We start from the raw sequence: 17,878 nt of genomic DNA, 5'->3' as shown, positions 1-17,878 counted from the left end.
CAAACTGCGAACGTGTGTGCAAGCCGTGGTCCGCTCTTCGAACGGCCAGTGCGTCCGCGATCAGCCACTTCGAACCGTCGTCGCGTCCGCGAACGACCGTCCTTTCGGGACGTCCCGAGTGCGTTCACTCGAGCGAGATTACTCGAGCACATTCACTCGAGTAACGTCTCGGAGAGTGCACTCAGCAGTTCGTGATCGGGGGTGTCGTGCGACAGCGCCCACAGCATCGTGCCGCCGTAGTCGTTTTCCTTGACCCACTCCATCTTCTGCTCGACGGTCTCGGGCGTATCGTGGGAGATCATCAGCCCCTCGTTGTCGCCCCAGCCCTCGCCGGGCGAGGCCGGCACGGTCGCGTCGGGGTTGTAGCTCCAGGCGGTCATCGCTTCCTCGTCGATGGTCGTCTCCCAGCCGTCCTCGCTCAGGTCGACCTGACCCTCGCCGTCGCCGCGGGTCTCGCCGGCGAGATCCCAGTACTCGTAGATCCCGCTGACGCTCGAGCCACCGTCCGGATCGGGATCGGGGAACGAACCCTCGCCAGTATCTTCGAACTCCTGGAAGAGCCCGTCGTCCTCGCCGTTCCCGAAGTCGCCCTCGGGCGGGTCGATGCCGGCGAAGCTCCGCCCGTAGAACGGCGTGGCCATGTTGAGATCGCCGGGGTCCCAGCCCTGATCGACCCACCACTCGAGGGCGTAGGAGGCGTTCCACTCCTCGGTATCGTCGTGGGGATCGTTCTCGTTCGCGTGAAGCGGCGAGTGATGGGACGTGTACTCGGAGAACCCGCCGTGGTAGTCGAACGTCATCAGCGAGACGAAGTCCAGACACTCCTGGAGCGTCTCGTGGTCGAAGTCCTCGTTGTGCTCGACGTCGGCCGAGTGGGCCGCCGTGAGCCAGTAGCGTTTCCCGTCCTCGTCTTCGGCCTCGTCGAGTTGTTTTCGACACTCCTCGAGCAAGAGGGCGTAGTTCTCGTGGTCTTCGTCGGGTCGGACGACGTTGCCCTCCTCGCCCTCGAAGCCCGGATACTCCCAGTCGACGTCGATGCCGTCGAACCCGGTCTCCCGGAGGATCTCGACCGCGTCGGAGGCGAACCGTTCGCGGTTCTCCTGGGTGTGTGCGGCGTCGGAGAAGTACTCGGAGTCGCCCCAGCCGCCGATCGAGATGAGGAAGACGACGTCGTCGTGTTCGTCGACGATTCCCTCGAAGGAGTCCTCGTGGCCGTATCCCGCCTCGTCGGGGAACAGCAGGCGCGCCTCGTGGTCGTCGCCGACGATCTCGATCGAGCCGTCCTCCTCGGGACGCATGAACGCGTACTGGAGGTGGGTGATGTCGTCGTACGGGATGTCCTCGGGGTAGTAATCGCGCTCGTACTGCGCCCACTGCATGTAGTACGAGACGACGCGCTTGTCCGCGGGGCCGGCGTCCCGATCGACGACGGAAAGCTCTTCGGTGGCAGTGTCGGTTTCGCCGTCGGCGTCTTCGACGGTGAGTTCGACCTCGTACTCACCGGCGTCGTCGAAGGCGTGGTCGACGACCTCGCCGTCGGCTGTTTCGCCGTCGCCGAACTGCCATGCGTAGCTCTCGATCTCTCCGTCCGACTCGCTCGCGTCGAACGCGACGTCCTCGCCGGGTTCAGGAACCGCTGGGCTGGCGGAAAACGCCGCCTGGGGACCCTCTGTCCCGCCACCGTTCTCACAGGAACCGACGAGGGTCCAGACCCCCTCCTCCTCGTCGGGTTCGCTACCCTGGGTCCACCACTCCGCCTCGTAGAGGTCGCCCTCGAAGACGACCCGGTCGCCGCCGGTGTAGGCGGTGTCTGCGTCCCAATCGGGAGAGTCGTTACAGTCGTCTGCTGCCGCGGCGGTGGCAGTTCCACCGATTCCGAGCGCGGACAACGCCGATGCCTTCCACAGAACGTCGCGTCTGGTTCTTTTCATGGTCGTAATTGTGGGCCGTGATATCCGTGATCCGTGAGTTGCCCTCGCCCGATCGAGCGAACACACGGCTATCCTCTCGTACCGCAACGCCTCGTGCGAGACGCTACCAATTATCTTGTGGCATTGGTAATAAATCTGTACATTCAGGAAAATATTTAGTATACTGAGGGAATAGTGATCGAAGAAATATTGATTAATCAACACTACTACCAGCGTATCCTCGTCGAGGTTCGTGGGAAACGAAAAGCCTAGGCTAACAGCTTGTCTGTTCGTGGATCGTTCACCGAACTTATTCCTCTCCTGAACCTCTTCTAACAAACCAAAATATATACTATTTTTAAAAAATACTTGTTAGTGTGAACTATCAAATCAGGATGTATTTATGCTGTCCCATTGTTCCGTTGTTCACTCGGTCTGCTCGAGTCCTCCGGAGGAGACGACGACCTCACCGTCTTCGTGCTCGGGACGGTCCGCGATTTGCCCTTGTTCGTCGGACGAGTCGATAGACTCGCCGACGGGAACGTCGCATATCCAGACTGGACTTCGAACGGAGGCCCACGGGTGTGGACACGAGAAAAAGTGATCAGTCGGGACCGCCGAAGCCGGTATTTCTGTCCGGACGAGTGAACCGCGATGGCGCGGTTAGCAATCCTGGACGTGTGACCACCACATGCTCCCGTGGCTCGGCGGGACCGTCATGACCTCCATTTCGGCCTCCCAGACCGCGCCGTCGTAGGCGACGCGGTCGCCGGGAGCGTAGACCGTCGCGTTGTCGTAGGTCGGGTAGTCGCCGCAGTCACCCGGCGGCTCCGGGTCGTCGTCTTCGTCGACGGTGACGGTCACCGAATCGCTGTCGGTGTCGCCACCGCCGGAGACCGAAAGCGTTGCGGTGTACTCGCCCTCGTTGTCGTAGGCGTGTTCGACGCTTTCGCCACTTGCCTCGGTTCCGTCGCCCAGTTCCCACTGGTAGCTCTCGATTGGGCCGGACGAACTGCTGCCGTCGAACGTTACGGTCTCGCCGGGATCGGCGACCGACGGCGAGGCGTCGGCGACCGCCGTGACGTCGTCCGGCGGATCGCCGTTCTCGCCGACGATGTTCGCCGCGTCGACCCGACCGGATCCCTGCTGGCTTCCGGGAAGACCGATGTCGACGGCGGTCTCCTCGAGGGCCTGTCGCAACTCACCCGGGCCCCACTCGGGGTTGGCCGCCAGTCCGAGCGCGGCGACGCCGGCCGCCGCGGGAGACGCCATCGACGTACCGGACATGGTGTCGTACCCGCCGTTTGGCATCGTCGAGAGGACACCCGCTCCCGGCGCAGCGACGTCGATTTCGGGTCCGGTACTGCTGAAGTGTGCGAGGTTCTCGGAGGAATCGATGGCCGAGACGGCCACACAGTTCGAGAACGCCGCCGGATAGGAGACGCAGTTGCTGCACGGCCCGTCGTTTCCTGCCGCGGCGATCGGGAGCGTCCCGTTATTGTACGCGTAGTCGATCGCGCTCTGGATGACTCCGCTCGCTTGCTGTCCTCCGAGGCTCAGGTTAACGATGTCGGCACCGTTGTCTGCCGACCACTGGATACCGTCGGCGATCTCGCTCCAGGAACCGCCACCACCCCCGCCGAGGACGCGAACCGCGTACAGATGCGAGTTCGAAATGCCGGCGACTCCCTGTCCGTTGTCGGTCGTCGCGGAGGCGATCCCCGAAACGTGCGTTCCGTGAGCCGAACCCCGCGCGTCGGGATCACCCGTTCCGTCGGCGGGGTCGGTCCCTGGATTCGAGCCGAACTGCGCCTGCAGGTCCGGATGGTCGTAGTCGGTTCCCGTGTCCGCGATCGCGATCGTCACGTCCGAGGAGCCGAGCGTCGTCTCCCAGGCCTCCGGCGCGTTGACCAGCTGTGGCGCGTACTGCTGATCGAATCCGGGATCGTCCGGCACGTACTGTTCGGGGTCGACCGACTGCTCGAGCGCGTAGTACGTTCCATTCTCTTCGACGAACGCGACGCCGTCGGTCCGTTCGATTCGCTGTGCCACTGCCGAATCGGACTGTGCACTCGCCTCGTCGGGAAGCTCGACGGCGAAGTAGCCGAGCGTGTCGTTTCGATGGACGACACTCGCGTCGGCTGGGAGCTCCCGTTGTACGTTCTGCTGTACCGATACCGTTTGTACGGTCGGTGCCGTTCCGACCAACAACTCGTCCGGTTTCGGGCCCGGTTCGCGTCCGGGTTGTGCGACCGTCACTCCACTGAGCGCTGCGACACCGCCGATTGCCCCGAGGCTTCGGAGCACGTCCCGCCGTCCGGGATCGTCGTGATTATTACTTTCTGCCATGCTGCAATTGATAACTACCGAACCTTGTATTATATTTTTCTACTGTTTACACCAAAATAATTAATTAACTAGATAGTTAGTCTGTGTTCATTGGAACAAGTACGATACCGTTCAAAATATATGGGTGTGGGTCTGCCGAGTGTTCAAAATCAACGCTGTAATCCGGAGAAAACCGATCGGTATCGGTTTCGACGTCGGACGCGGCTGGTTAGTTCCCTTCGAACTGGTGGAAGATCGCCGAGAACTCACCGCCGTCGTCTTCACCGAGCACCCACGGCGCGATGCTGTACATACCCTTCTCGTTGGCGTAGTCGACGAGATCGCTCGCGACGTCCGTCGTGATCTCGCCGAGATACGGCGTCACGCCGACCATCGACCAGAGTTCGTCTCGAGACTTGTCTGGGTATACTCCCTCGAGGAAGTCGACGGTCCCCTCGAGCGACGAGGTGATCGTCTCGAAGTTCTCCGGTGCGCCGTCGAAGTGCATCGTCATCGGCTGGACGTAGTCGAGTTCGAGACCTTTCTCGACGGCGTCCTCGATGAAGATTTTGCCGGGCGAGTGGCCGAAATCGACGATCCCGTCGGGCGTCGCAGCCACCGTGAAGCCGACGGTGACCTCCGGGCGCTCGTCTTTCAACATTGCGAGTGCCTCGTTGCGAATCTCGTGGAGGTCGTCGCGACGGCCGGCGTCGTCTGCGTTCTCGTCGTCGATGTCGATGTGCGTGACGCCGAAGTAGTCGAGGAGATCCGCGTAGGCTTCCTTGAGTTCCTCGGGATCGTCGGCGTCGCGGGCGACGACCGGGCTGTCCCAGCCGCCGATCGAGAGGCCGACCTCGATGCCCTCGTCCTGGAGGGTGTCGATCTCGTCGGCGTAGGTGTCGAGCGGTTCTTGATCGCACGCCCCCTCGTTACAGCCGGTCAGCCAGCCGGGCGAAATCTCGTCGTCGCGGGTGGCGTCACCGATGAACGACATGATGACGCGGTCGGTGTCGCGGCCGAGAGTGCCGTCGACGATGTCGTACCAGGTTCCCTGATACGGCGTGTACACTCCGTCGGGAGTCGGCGCCTCGACGTCGCCGACGTAGAGGGTCCGCTGGGTGTCGTCTTCCTCGCCGTCGACGTCGGTGACGGTGAGCGTGACGTCGTACTCGCCTTCGGCGTCGTAGCTGTGTGTGACGACCTCGCCGCTTGCAGTCGAGCCGTCGCCGAACGCCCACGCGAAGCTCTCGATCTCTCCCTCGGAGCTCGATCCGTCGAAGGTGACTTCCTGGCCTGGGTCCGGGGATGCGGGATCGACGTCGAAGTCGGCGCTCGGACCGGGATCGTAGACGCTGATCTCCTCCCAGGGGCCCCACTCGCTTTCCCCTGGCTCGTCGCCCTGGGTCCACCAGTTGGCCTCCCAGACGTAGCCGTCGTGGGCGACCCGATCGCCGCCGGTGTAGACGGCGTCGGCGTCCCACGCGGGATACTCCTCGTCGCCGTTTTCGTCGTCGTTCCCTCCGTTGCCGTCCTCGACCAGTTCCCAGACGCTCGAGTCCTCGCTCGGTTCGTCCCCTTGGGTCCACCAGTTGGCCTCCCAGACGGAGCCCTCGTGAACGACCCGGTCACCCCCCGTATACGTCGTGTCTGGGTCCCATTCGGGGTACTCCTGTGCTGTGGCGCTGCCAGCGGCGCCGACGCCGACGCCAGCCAGAATCGCCGAGAGTGTCGATGCGTTACGTAGTACGTCTCGTCGTGTTCGTTTCATGGTTTACCTGCGTTTGATACCGACGGACTCCACACTGAATTTCGTCCCCGGAGTCGGCTTGCAGTCGGAGCCCCGTCGGTAGACTGTCGCCGGGGACGACCGTTAGTTACGTCTCCAGAAACATAATATTACGGAAAAGTGTTAAATGATCAAAACATACCATTCGCGCCTCGGAGTGTAGTAACCCAGAGACGGATCGTTACCAGTTCCGTTCGCGAGGACAGCCACGGTAGGTGCCGGGAGCGCCTTCGGTGACTACCCGGAAGCCACGCCGGCCCTACTCTCCGTTCGGCCAGTCGATCTGGTCGGAGCGGTAGTAGTTGATTCCCTGGCGGTCCCACCGCGGGCCGTGGCCCGCCACCCGCTCGCGGAAGTCCTCCCACTCGGTGTCGGCGTCGGGCGTCCAGCCGAGTTCGGCAATCGACGCGATCCGCGGGAACAGCATGAACTCGACGTCGGCGAACGTTTCGAGGGTCTCAGACCACAGCGCCGCTTCGGGACCGACGATCGAGGACTCGTCGACGCCGTCGATGTAGCTTCCGGGATCCCACTCGTAGGACTCTCGCACGGACGTGGTTCCGGCCCAGGTGAGTCCGAGTTCGGTCTCCCAGTGGTATTTCATGTCGAGATAGGCGTGGCTGGCCGGCGAGGCGATAATCTCGTGGCCCTCCTCGACAGCACCCGGAACGTCGACGCCGGAGGCCGTGGAATCCGGTGCCCAGAACTGGCCGATCGTCTCCGTCGGCGGGTCCGCACCGAGGATCTCGTGCCAGCCCATCGGCCGCTTGCCGGCGTCCTGGACGATCGGCACGGCCCGATCCATGAAGTACTCGTACTCGTCGTCCGAGAGCGGATCGGCTTCGTCGCCGCCGATGTGGAAATACGGCCCCGGAGTTAGCTCTGCGACCTCGGCGACGACGTCCTCGATCCACTCGTAAGTGAACTCCTGGTCGACACAGAGCGAACTGAACCCGACCTCGATACCGGTGTAGGGATCCTCGCACTCGTCGTCACAGTTGAGTTCACAGACCGACGCCAGCGCCGCGTTCGTATGGCCAGGCATATCGATCTCGGGGATGACCGTGATAAAGCGATCCTCGGCGTGTTCGACGATGTCTGCGTACTCCGCCTGGGTATAATAACAGTCCTCACACTCGCCGTCGACCTGATACTGGCCACCGACGTCGGTCAACTCCGGCCACTCCTCGATCTCGAGACGCCAGCCCTGGTCGTCCGTCAGGTGGATGTGGACGTGGTTGATCTTGTACTGGGCGAGATAGTCGACGAACTGTTTCATCTCGTCGGCGGTACGGAAGTGCCGCGCCACGTCGAGGTGTGCACCGCGGAAATCGAAACGCGGATAGTCGACGATCTCGCCGCCGGGGACGGTCCACTCGGCGGACTGCTCGGTGTCGGCTTCGACCGCCGCGGGCAAGACCTGTCGGAGCGACTGAACACCCCAGAACAGGCCCGCGTCGGTCGCCGCTTCGATCGTGACGCCGTCCTCGTCGACGGCCAGCTCGTAGCCCTCTTCGCCGAGGTGGTCGGTTCGGTCCCCGACTGCGAGTTCGATTACGTCGGTCGCGTCCGAGGGGGCCTCCTCGAGGGGGAGGTCGTATCCCGTCGGTGAACGCAGGAGGTCCGCGAGGGACTCGCCGACCGCTTCGGCCTCGTCGTCGACGACGATCGCCGTTTCGGCCGTGATCTCGAACTCGGCGTCAGTCGTGCTCACGTCGACCGGTTTCGGAACGACGTCCTCGAGCGTTCGATCGATCGGATCCGGCGTCTCGGCGTCGCCGCAGCGTTCGAGGTTCTCCCAGGGTCCCCAGTCGCTGGCCCCGGGTTCGTCGCCCTGGGTCCACCACCGGGCCTCCCAGAGGTGAGCGTCGTAGACGACCTCGTCTCCGCCCTGATAGGTGGCGTCGGATTCCCAGCGGGAGACGCCGCCACAGGGACCGTCGTCCCCGATTCCGACGGTAATCGTGACCACCGCCGTGTCCGTCCGCCCCTCGTCGTCGGTGACCGTCAACTGGACGGTGTATTCGCCCCTCTCGGCGTAGCTGTGACTCGCTGTCTCGCCGGTTTCGTCGGCCTCGCCGTCGCCGGTGAGGTCCCACTCGTAGCCCTCGATCGACGCATCGCCGCCGGTGGAGTCACTCCCGTCGAACTCGACCGTCTCGTCGGGTTCGACCGTCGTCGCCGTCACGTCGATCGACGCGATGGGACCGTCACTCTCGCCGCCGTCGTCCTCGCAGGGGCCCTCGAGGGTCCAGACGGCGTCGCCGTCGTCGGGTTCGGTGCCCTGGGTCCACCACTCGGCGGTAAAGCGTTCGCCCTCGTAGACGACCTCGTCGCCGCCGGTGTAGGTGGCGTCGGGGTCCCATTCGGGGACGCCCTCGCAGTCGGCGGATGCTGTTGCGCTCGCGCTTGCTGCGATCCCCAGCGCGGAGATCGACGTTGCACTCCGTAATACATCGCGTCTCGTGTGTCTCATGAGTTCGTAGATTCGCCCGGTGTTCTGACGGGTCGGTAGTAGTTCGCGTGCGATCGTCTCGCGGGTTGCTCGACGGTCCGGCCGTCGGTCTCGAGGAAGATCACGGCGATCAGACTTCCTCCCAAGGACCCCACTGGGTCGTACCCGGTTCGTCTCCCTGGGTCCACCACTGGGCTTCCCAGGCCGTTCCGTCGTGAGTCACCCGGTCACCGCCCGTGTAGGTGGAATCGGAATCCCACGCGGGGTAATCGGGGTCGGGGTCAGGGTCAGGATCGGGATCGTCGTCGACGTCCCGAACTGGCTCCCACGGCCCAGCGTCGCGAGCGGGCTCTTGGCCCTGGGTCCACCACCGAGCTTCCCAGATCGTGCCGTCGTGAACGACTCGATCACCGCCCTGATAGACCGCATCCGGCTCCCATTCGGGGTAGTCCGGGTCGGATTCGTCGTCCTCGGCGACGGTGACCGTCCGAATCGTCTCGCCTTCGCGGCCCTCGTCGTCGACGACCACGAGCCGGACGTCGTAGCCGCCGGCTGATTCGTAGACGTGGGTGAAGGTCTCACCGCGCTCCTCGAGCCCGGGCTGGAGGTCGTAGTCCCAGAGGTACTCGACGATCTCGCCCGCCGGCGCGTGTGAGTCTGTGGCGTCGAACGTTACCTCCTCGCCGGCGACGGGTTCGGTCGGGTCGACGTCGAAGGCGGCGACTGGCTCGTCCTCGTCGGGCTCCTCGACCGCGATAGTGGTCGCCGTCGCGTCGGTTTCGCCGCGATCGTCGGTCACTGTCAACTCCACGACGTACTCGCCCTCGTCGTCGTAGGCGTGTTCGACGGTCTCGCCGCTCGCTTCGCTGCCGTCGTCGAGGTCCCACTCGTAGGCGACGATCTCTCCTTCGGGTGCTGAGGAGTCGCCGCCGTCGAGGGTTACCGTCTCCTCGGGTGCGACAGCGTCGTCGCTCGCCGTGATCACCGCCACGGGGTCCGGATCGGGATCGGGGTCGGGGCCGGAACCCGGCGCTGGATCCGTCCGGTACTCGCGGCTCGGTTCGCCGATGTTCGTCTCGTCGCCGACCTCTGGCGCGTCGATCAGCCCCCAGAAGGAGTGGATCGACAGCCCCAGGTACTTCTGGCCGGTGCCTTCGTCGATGTACTGGTAGTCGGTTGGCGGACCCTCTTCGATCCAGTTCTCCTCGACCCAGCCGTAGAGCGCATCCGCGTCGCCCCAGTTTCGGTTGGGATGGCCGTGCTCGTTGATCCCCTGGCCCAGCGCGAACGGGGTGTCGTAGGGCTGGGTGACCCGCCCCAGGTTGGGCCAGAAGTGGTCCATGTCGAGATCGTAGACCATCGTGCAGTAGTAATCGAGATTCCGGTGTTCCATCACTTCGCGCACACGATCATTATCGGTGTTTCTGGCCCACAGCGGATCCTGTGACATGGAGACGATCAGATCGTCGGGGGCGTCGTCGAGTCGATCGAGTATCTCGGGTTTGACGTCGTAGCGGTCCCCGTTCTCGACGTTGATGTGGATACCGTCGAAGCGTTCCTCCGGCGGGTGGTTGCTGTTCCACTCGAGGATCGACTCCGCCTGGGGCCAGGCCTCCGAGGCGACCCAGCCGGCGACGCCGCCGCCGATGAGCGGTTCGACCTGGATGTTCTGGTCGTGGCAGGCCCGAAGAAATCGCTCGACGTCCTCGTCGGGTGCCGCCCGGACTGGTTCTTCCAGGGGTTCGTCGGCGGTCGGATCCGAGTAGTGTGGGTAGAACGTCCCGATCGAATGGGCGTCGGCTTTATCGAAGAACAGTTCCCACCGACCGTCGTAGCCGTCCATCACCGTCTCACCGTCGGTGATAATCGTGTACGGGACCCAGTCCCAGAGACCTCGGTCGTTAAAGACGGAGTAGTCGGGATCGACGTCCGTCGCCGAAGTCTCCCCCTCCGTCGCCGTGACCGACGAGGTGGCTGCAACCCCGAGGGTGCCGACCGAGGCCAGCGATGCTCGCATCAGGATATCGCGGCGTGTCTGTCTCATAGGTGGCGATCTGGCGGTCCCCGACGGACGCGTCGGGAACCGATACACATAATTATCAATTTCATCGACTATAAAATTTTATCCTCTCAATAAACACATCTAGAATAAAATTGTTGTATATTTACACGTTCTCCGTTCGACGATCGTACACTACGAGCGAATCCCGTGCCTGCTCGAGGGACCATTCTCGTCGATCACCCGACCGGAGTCGTTCCGGCCGGGTCGGTGATCGGAGTTCGACCTCGTACTCTCCATCGTCGTCGTAGCTGTGCGTGACGATTTCGCCCTCGAGTTCGGTGCCGTCGCCGAGGTCCCACTCGTAGGAGTCGATCTCACCCTCGGCGGTCGAGGCGTCGAACTCGACGTCTTCGCCGGGAGCCGGACTGTCGTCGCTGACGTCGAAGGCCGCGGTCGGTCCGTCGGGTGGCTCCGGATCGGGATCGTCCGCTTCGACTTCCTGCCAGGGACCCCAGTCGCTCGAGCCCGGCTCGTCGCCCTGGGTCCACCAGTTTGCCTCCCAGACGGAGCCGTCGAGGGCGACCCGATCGCCGGAGTTGTACACCTCGCCAGGGTCTCACTCGGGATACTCCTGTGCCCCGGCCGGCCCGGCGATTCCGAGACCGCCGACAGCGAGGGTGAGTTTCGACGCGTTGTGCAGTACCGTTCGACGTGTGCGTTTCATGGTTGTGAGTCCTCGTATTCGGACGTGTTCTCTCTCGTCTGTCGCGAACGATCGTGCGCTCGGAGTATCAACATCCCTACAGGACGACGCTATCCCGTCCGAAATCGGCGTCACCGCCGCCGACTCGAGCCCGAATTTCGCGGATCGGTTCGGACGGGTCCCGACAATCGGCTGTTGTCCAGTCGTATCGGTGGCGAGTGTCACCCAAGCACGGACACATTTTACACCTTGATTGATAAAATGATTATGGTAGATATAATACTATTAATCACTCGCCTGCTGATCTCGGTCGCGGTGTTCCAGCAGTCGCTGTCGGACCTCCCGTCGCGATCGTGGACACCCGGCTCCCTCGAGGCGGATTACCGAAGCCGTTTAGACACCGATCCCACGGGCATCGAACGACCGACGTCGGCCGAGGATCGGCGACTTCTCTCGAACGCTACGTCACCGGACCTGGCGGGCTACTTGTCGAGCGCATCGTTCACCGCATCAACCAGCGTTTCGTTCGGATCGTGGCCCGACGCCCAGTACATCAGTGGATACCCGTGTTCGGACGCATACTCCGCTTTGATGGCGATCGACTCCTCGTCGTCGTAGCCGAGCAGGTTCTCCCCGTCGAAACGCCACGGCACCTTGGCTTCGTCGTCCCACAGTCGATCGTAGTCGTCGAACCCGTCCTGGATCTCCGGATAGGACGGGACCGCACCCGCACTCGAGAACGGCTGAAACAGGCCGTCGTTCTCGGCGCTTTCGACGCCGGAATACTCCCGTCCGTAAAAGGCGAGCCCGAGGACGAGTTTGTGTTCCGGCCAGCCCTGCTCTTGCATGTACGTCATCGTGTCGTGGACCGACTTGTCGGTCGGCGACTCCGGATTCGAGTAAAGCGGCGCGTTGTGATTGGTGTACTCGACCCACTCCAGTCCGGGCGAGTGCATATCGTAGGTCATCATCTTCGCGAAGTCGAGCACGTCGGCCAGCTCTTCGTGCTCGAGGATCTCGAGGTGCTCTTCGTGGGCCGACAGCGCCGCCGTGAGGTAGTACTCCGTGTCGTCTTCCGTGGCAGCCTCGTCGAACTGCTGGCGACACTCGCTCAATAGCGCCGTGAAGTTCTCGGGGTCGTCGTCGTAGGAGACGAGGCCGTCGGGACCGAACGGTCCGGGATACTCCCAGTCGATGTCGATCCCGTCGATGTCGTGTTCGCGCATGAGGTCGACACAGTCGCTCGCGAACCGTTCGCGACTCTCGGCGTCGGCGGCGGTCTGTGGGAACCCATCCGAGTTCCCCCAGCCGCCGATCGACAACAGCGTCACAGCGCCGTCGACGCCGCCGACGTCCCACGGGACGGAGACCGATCCGTCGGCGGCGACGTCGCCGAACGTCTGGATGACGTGGGTGACCTTCTCGGCGGGTGCAGGACCGCTGAACTCGTAGGCCATAACGGGGTGGTCTTCGCCCGGCCAGCCCCCGTCGTCCCCGTCGGCGACCGTGAGGATGGTCTCGGTGCTATCCCGGTCGCCGTCCGCACCAACGAGGGTTAGTTCGATCGTGTACTCGCCCTCCTCGTCGTAGCTGTGCGTGACGATTTCTCCGTCGGCTTCGGTACCGTCGCCGAGATCCCACTCGTAGCGATCGATTTCACCGCTGGACCCGGAGCCGTCGACGGTGAGTTCTTCGCCGGGATCGGGACGGCCGGGCCTGACGTCGATCGCGGCTTCCAGGCCGGGATCGTGTTCCTCTATCTCCTCCCACGGGCCCCACTGGCTTTCCCCGGGTTCGTCGCCCTGAGTCCACCAGTTTGCCTCCCAGACGGAGCCGTCGTGGACGACGCGGTCGCCTCCGGTGTAGACCGCGTCCGGATCCCACGCTGGGTAGTCGCCGTCGTCGTTCTCGCCGTCGTCGTCGTTGCCGTTTCCGTCGTCTTCGTCGACCTGTTCCCAGGGACCGGGACCCGTCTCAGGCTCCTCGCCCTGTGTCCACCACTGGGCTTCCCAGACCGAGCCGTCGTAGACGACCCGGTCGCCCGAGGTGTACACGTCGTCGGGGTCCCACTCGGGGTGCTCCTGTTCGGCGCTGCTCACGCTCGCGCCGAACAGGAGTGCTGTAACTGTCGATGCTGTACCGAGTACGTTGCGTCGCGTTCGTTTCATGATTACGTGTTGTGTGTCGTTATGAAAGGGGGCTCCCACGGGAATCCGACCGTTCCCGGAGCGTGTCTCGAGTCGTTCTCGGTGTCGAGTATACTCGCTATTTCCTTCGGAAACGGTTCACTACTGGTGAGTTCCGAAATCGCGTCGGGTATGCTGACCCGTACCCGTCCGCGACGGATGTGCCTCTCGGTCCACCACAGTGGTCGGGATTGATACGGATTACTGTAACTGTGTACCGGCGCACCCGTCGCCCGGATCGCGGGTGCGCCGGTTATGATTTACAGCAAACCGTCTCAGATGTTCTGCAGGATCGTGTCGAGCAGCGTCTCGTTCCAGTCCTGGGCCAGCTCCCAGAACATCACGCCCTGCATACCGCGTTCTTTGGCGAACTCGACTTTCGCCTCGATGGCGTCCTCGTCGTCGTAGCTGATGAGGACCCCTTCGTCCTCGTTGACGAGGTACGGCACTTCACCCATCTCGTGGCGGTTGACTTCCCAGTCGTCGTCGTCACGCAGGTTCTCTTCGATGTCACCGAAGTCGAACGCGCCGGTCGCGTCCTCGCCATCCGCGAGGAGGTGATGCCAGGTCCCCTCCGGGAGGCTGTTGAACCGCGCGCCCAGTTCGGGTCCACCGAAGCCGGCCTCGAACCCGCGTCCGTAGAACGGCATGCCAAGCACGAGTTCGTCGTACTCCGCGGGATCGGCAGCAGGGTACTCCCACTGACCGGGCCAGTAGCCATCGTCGCCGTGATCACCGGCCCACAGTGTATCGACGGAGTACTCGGCCCAGTACTGTTCGCCGTCCGGGTAGACGTCCTGATCGTCCGTTGGGTGGGTGTCGGGACCGTAAAGCGGCGCGTTCAGACCCATTGTGTCCATCCACTCGCCGGTGAAGTCGTAGGCCATGACGTACACCGAGTCACAGATCTCGCCGACCTGATCGTGGCGAATGCCGCCGGCGTTCCAGTCGGAGCCGCCGTTTGCCACTGACAGGTAGTAGTACTGTCCGTCCTCGTCGGCCGCCTCGTCGAGTTTCTCGCGAAGCTCCTCGAGCAAGAGGACGTGGGTCTCGTAGTCGTCGTCGTTGCCACACTGACACTGTCCCTGCTCGGGACCGGGGTGTTCCCAGTCGATGTCGACGCCGTCGAAGTTGTACTCTCGCATCAACTCGACGCAGTTCTCTGCGAACGTTTCGCGCAGATCCGGATCGGAAGCGATGATGTGGAAGTCATCCGACAGCGTCCAGCCGCCGACCGAGAGGTGGAACCGACAGTCGACGTCGTCGGCCAGTCCGGCGAACTCCTCCAGGTTTTCCTCGTGGCTCTGGCGGTCGATGTCGAACTCGGTCTCGTCGTCTTCGGGTGGGAAGACGTTACCCTGATCGTCGAGCCCGATGAACGCGTACAGGACGTCGGTCACCTTGTCGAAGGGGATGTCACTCGGGTAGTAATCTTGCTCTTCGTTGGCCTTCCAGCCGGGGTAGTAGCCGACGACTTTGAAGTCATCGCCCGGCCCTTCGATCTCGTCGAGGACGTCCAGGACGACAGACGCGGTGTCGGTCTCGCCGTCCGCGTCGGTGACGGTCAGTTCGACCGTGTACTCGCCCGTCTCTTCGTAGGTGTGGGTGACGACGTCGCCGCTTGCCTCTGTCCCATCGCCGAGGTCCCACTCGTAGGACTCGATGTCGCCTTCGGAGCCGGAGCCGTCGAGTTCGACTTCCTCACCCACTTCGATACGGGTCGTACTCGAGTCGATGTTGGCTTCCAGTCCCGGGGGCTCGGGTTCCGGATCGTTGTCGACCGGTCCGACCTCCTCCCAGGGGCCCCACTGACTTTCCCCGGGCTCGTCGCCCTGGGTCCACCAGTTTGCCTCCCAGACGTAGCCGTCGTGGACGACGCGGTCGCCGCCGGTGTAGACGACGTCGGGATCCCACGCGGGGTAGTCGCCGTTTTCGTTACCGTTCTCTCCGTTGCCGTCCTCGACCTGTTCCCAGGGACCAGGACCAGTGCTGGGTTCGTCACCCTGTGTCCACCACTGGGCTTCCCAGACCGAACCGTCGTAGACGACCCGGTCGCCGGAGTTGTACACCTCGTCAGGGTCCCACTCGGGATACTCCTGTGCCATTACTGCCGCCGAACTCGCACTGAGTCCGGCAAACAGGATCGGTACCTTCGATGCGTCGTTCAGTATGTCACGTCGTGATCGTTTCATTGGGTATCGTCAGTCGTCCGTCGCATGGACCGTTGTCCGTCGTTCCCACACGACCGCAACCCGTCTGCGGTCGTACCGGGAAGTCGGCACCACAGTCCGTTTCAAACGGACTGCGATGAGTCTGTACCGCCCGTTCGCATGACAGCGGGCGATCGACCGGCAATCGGTCATCGCAGACCGTATCAGTTGTTCGTGTGCTATGCGTCGCGTCACGAGAGTCGCCGGGGCAGCCCTCGAACGCGTCGTCCGGTCTGCTGTCGGTCAGTATCGATGCAACCGCGATCAGTCTGGGGTTGCCCCGATACATCCGACGGCAATCCGTCTCAGCCGTTGAGGTTGTTCCAGAGGGCCCCGATGAGATCGCCTTCGTAGGTGTCTCCACCGATGGCCCACAGCATCGTCCCGCCGTAGGGCGACTGACGGAGCCAGTTCATTTTGGCTGCCATCGACTCCTCGGACTCGTAGCTGATCATCTCCCCGGTGGTTTCGTTCCAGGCCCACGCGGCGATCGCGTCCTCGTCGAAGTGGACCTCCCAATCGGAGCTGTCCAGGTTGACGGAGTTGCTCCCCCCGCGGCCGTCGCCCTCGAGGTCGAACCACTCGAAGACACCGCCAAGCTGGGAGCCGGGGCTGCCGGGAGGCGACGGATAGGAGCCGTCCATGCTGGCGTCGGCTCCTTCACCCTCGTACTCCTGGAAGAGGCCGTCGTTCTCGCCGGTTCCGAAGTCACCCTCTGGCGGCTGGACATCGTCCCAGCTCCGTCCGTAGAACGGGACGGCCATGTTGAGCTGGTCTGGGTCCCAGCCCTGTTCCTCCCAGTACTGGAGTGCGTACTCTGCGTTCCACGTGTCGGCCTCGTCGAACGGATCGTCCGGGCTCGACCGCAGCGGGGCGTGATGACGGGTCGTCTCGGACCACACTCCAGCGTAATCGAACGTCATCACCAGAATGAAATCAAGCAGGTCCGAGAGCTTCTCGTGCTCGAGTCCGTCGTTGCCATCCTCGACTCCTTCGGCGACGTCGGGATTGGCCGAGACGGCTGCGGTGAGCTCGTAGGGCTCGTCGCGACCGACCTCCTGTGCGTGCTCGTCCAGGCGCTCTCGAACCGTCTCACAAAGCAGCGTAAAGCGCTCCTGGTCGCCCTCGCGGACGATGTTGCCATCGCTCGGACAGACGCTGGCGGGCTCTTCGGCGTCTTCGGACGTACAGCCGCCACCGCCGGGGAACTCCCAGTCGATGTCGATGCCGTCTAAGTTGCCCCGTTCGATCCACTCGATACAGTCCTCGGCGAAGCGCTCCCGGTTCTCCTGGGTCAGCGCTGCATCGGAGAAGTACCGCGAGTCGCCCCAGCCGCCGATCGACAGGACGAACTTGGTGTCGTCGTGCTCGGCGGCGTGTTCGGCGAAGGTGCCGCCCTCGACACCCTGCCAGTCCTCTTCCGCCCAGAAGGCCTGCTGGCCGTGGGAGTCGCCGACGAGGTTGACCGATCCGTCCGACTCGGGTCGTGCGAACGCGTACTGCACGTGCGTGACCTGGTCGTACGGGATGTCCGCCGGCACGAATTCGCGATCGTACTGCGCCCACTGGCGGTAGTACGCGACGACGCGCTTTTCGTCCGACGAGGGACGCCCCGCCGTGATCCTGATCGAATCGGTGTCGGTCTCGCCGTCGGCGTTCTCGACGGTCAGCGTCACGTCGTACTGACCCTCGTCGAACGAGTGTGTGACGACCTCACCGCTGGCTTCGGTTCCGTCGCCGAACTCCCACTCGTAGGACTCGATCTCGCCTTCGGAGTCGGAGGCGTCGAACTCGATCTCGTCGCCGGGATCCGGGAACTGGTTGCTGACGGTAAATCGTGCAGTCAGTTCGTCCTCGTCCTCGTCATCATCATCGTCGTCGTGCTCTTCGATCTCCTCCCAGGGGCCCCACTCGCTTTCGCCGGGCTCGTCTCCCTGGGTCCAGTAGTTGGCCTCCCAGACGTAGCCGTCGTAGACGACGCGGTCGCCGCCGGTGTAGACGACGTCGGGATCCCACGCGGGGTAGTCGACGTCGCCGTTTTCGTCGTCGTTCCCTCCGTTGCCGTCCTCGACCAGCTCCCAGACGCTCGAGTCCTCACTCGGTTCGTCCCCTTGGGTCCACCACTGGGCTTCCCAAACAGAGCCGTCGTAGACGACCCGGTCACCCCCCGTATACGCCGTGTCGGGGTCCCATTCGGGGTACTCCTGGGCCGCTGCTGCACCGCTTGCACCGATTCCGGCAAGCAGTGCGGACAGTCTCGTCGCGTTACTCAAAACGTTTCGACGTGTTCGTTTCATA

General features: G+C 63.5%; 9 protein-coding genes. All 9 read right to left on the bottom strand.

The genetic code is table 11. The features are described 5' to 3' along the window. Positions 1 to 152: 152 nt before the first annotated feature. A complete protein-coding gene (locus tag EA473_RS14345; protein WP_124196336.1) occupies positions 153 to 1,931 on the bottom strand; it encodes a glycosyl hydrolase family 18 protein in 1,779 nt (592 codons plus the stop codon). Between the two features lie 642 nt (positions 1,932 to 2,573). Then, on the bottom strand, positions 2,574 to 4,259 hold the full coding sequence (locus EA473_RS14340; protein ID WP_124196335.1) for a S8 family serine peptidase: 1,686 nt from the start codon (positions 4,257 to 4,259) through the stop codon (positions 2,574 to 2,576). Positions 4,260 to 4,467: 208 nt separating this feature from the next. Beyond that, the gene (locus EA473_RS14335) at positions 4,468 to 6,006 is read right to left on the bottom strand and encodes a PKD domain-containing protein (protein WP_243645270.1); all 1,539 of its coding nucleotides are present in this window, start codon (positions 6,004 to 6,006) and stop codon (positions 4,468 to 4,470) included. A gap of 277 nt (positions 6,007 to 6,283) precedes the next feature. Next, positions 6,284 to 8,500 (bottom strand): family 20 glycosylhydrolase, encoded by a 2,217-nt coding sequence (locus EA473_RS14325; RefSeq protein WP_124196334.1) that lies wholly within the window; start codon positions 8,498 to 8,500, stop codon positions 6,284 to 6,286. A 109-nt stretch (positions 8,501 to 8,609) separates the two neighbouring features. Beyond that, on the bottom strand, positions 8,610 to 10,523 hold the full coding sequence (locus EA473_RS14320; protein ID WP_124196333.1) for a PKD domain-containing protein: 1,914 nt from the start codon (positions 10,521 to 10,523) through the stop codon (positions 8,610 to 8,612). Between the two features lie 121 nt (positions 10,524 to 10,644). Further along, a complete protein-coding gene (locus EA473_RS23095) occupies positions 10,645 to 11,085 on the bottom strand; it encodes a PKD domain-containing protein (RefSeq protein WP_207890193.1) in 441 nt (146 codons plus the stop codon). A gap of 581 nt (positions 11,086 to 11,666) precedes the next feature. Then, on the bottom strand, positions 11,667 to 13,352 hold the full coding sequence (locus EA473_RS14310; protein WP_124196332.1) for a glycosyl hydrolase family 18 protein: 1,686 nt from the start codon (positions 13,350 to 13,352) through the stop codon (positions 11,667 to 11,669). 293 nt (positions 13,353 to 13,645) lie between these two features. Next, complete coding sequence (locus EA473_RS14305) at positions 13,646 to 15,562, bottom strand: glycosyl hydrolase family 18 protein (RefSeq protein WP_243645269.1); 1,917 nt, start codon at positions 15,560 to 15,562, stop codon at positions 13,646 to 13,648. A 323-nt stretch (positions 15,563 to 15,885) separates the two neighbouring features. After that, entirely contained in the window at positions 15,886 to 17,877 is a 1,992-nt protein-coding gene (locus EA473_RS14300; RefSeq protein WP_207890192.1) for a glycosyl hydrolase family 18 protein, read from the bottom strand. Between the last annotated feature and the right edge of the window lies 1 nt (position 17,878).

The sequence above is a fragment of the Natrarchaeobius chitinivorans genome (assembly GCF_003841505.1).
Taxonomy (GTDB): domain Archaea; phylum Halobacteriota; class Halobacteria; order Halobacteriales; family Natrialbaceae; genus Natrarchaeobius; species Natrarchaeobius chitinivorans.
The sequence above is the reverse complement of the archived record's forward strand: the minus strand, read 5'-3'. Positions and strand labels throughout refer to the sequence as shown.

Coding starts and splice junctions, on each gene's coding strand:
- EA473_RS14345 (WP_124196336.1), bottom strand. CDS start 1,931: ATGAAAAGAACCAGACGCGACGTTCTGTGGAAGGCATCGGCGTTGTCC.
- EA473_RS14340 (WP_124196335.1), bottom strand. CDS start 4,259: ATGGCAGAAAGTAATAATCACGACGATCCCGGACGGCGGGACGTGCTC.
- EA473_RS14335 (WP_243645270.1), bottom strand. CDS start 6,006: ATGAAACGAACACGACGAGACGTACTACGTAACGCATCGACACTCTCG.
- EA473_RS14325 (WP_124196334.1), bottom strand. CDS start 8,500: ATGAGACACACGAGACGCGATGTATTACGGAGTGCAACGTCGATCTCC.
- EA473_RS14320 (WP_124196333.1), bottom strand. CDS start 10,523: ATGAGACAGACACGCCGCGATATCCTGATGCGAGCATCGCTGGCCTCG.
- EA473_RS14310 (WP_124196332.1), bottom strand. CDS start 13,352: ATGAAACGAACGCGACGCAACGTACTCGGTACAGCATCGACAGTTACA.
- EA473_RS14305 (WP_243645269.1), bottom strand. CDS start 15,562: ATGAAACGATCACGACGTGACATACTGAACGACGCATCGAAGGTACCG.
- EA473_RS14300 (WP_207890192.1), bottom strand. CDS start 17,877: ATGAAACGAACACGTCGAAACGTTTTGAGTAACGCGACGAGACTGTCC.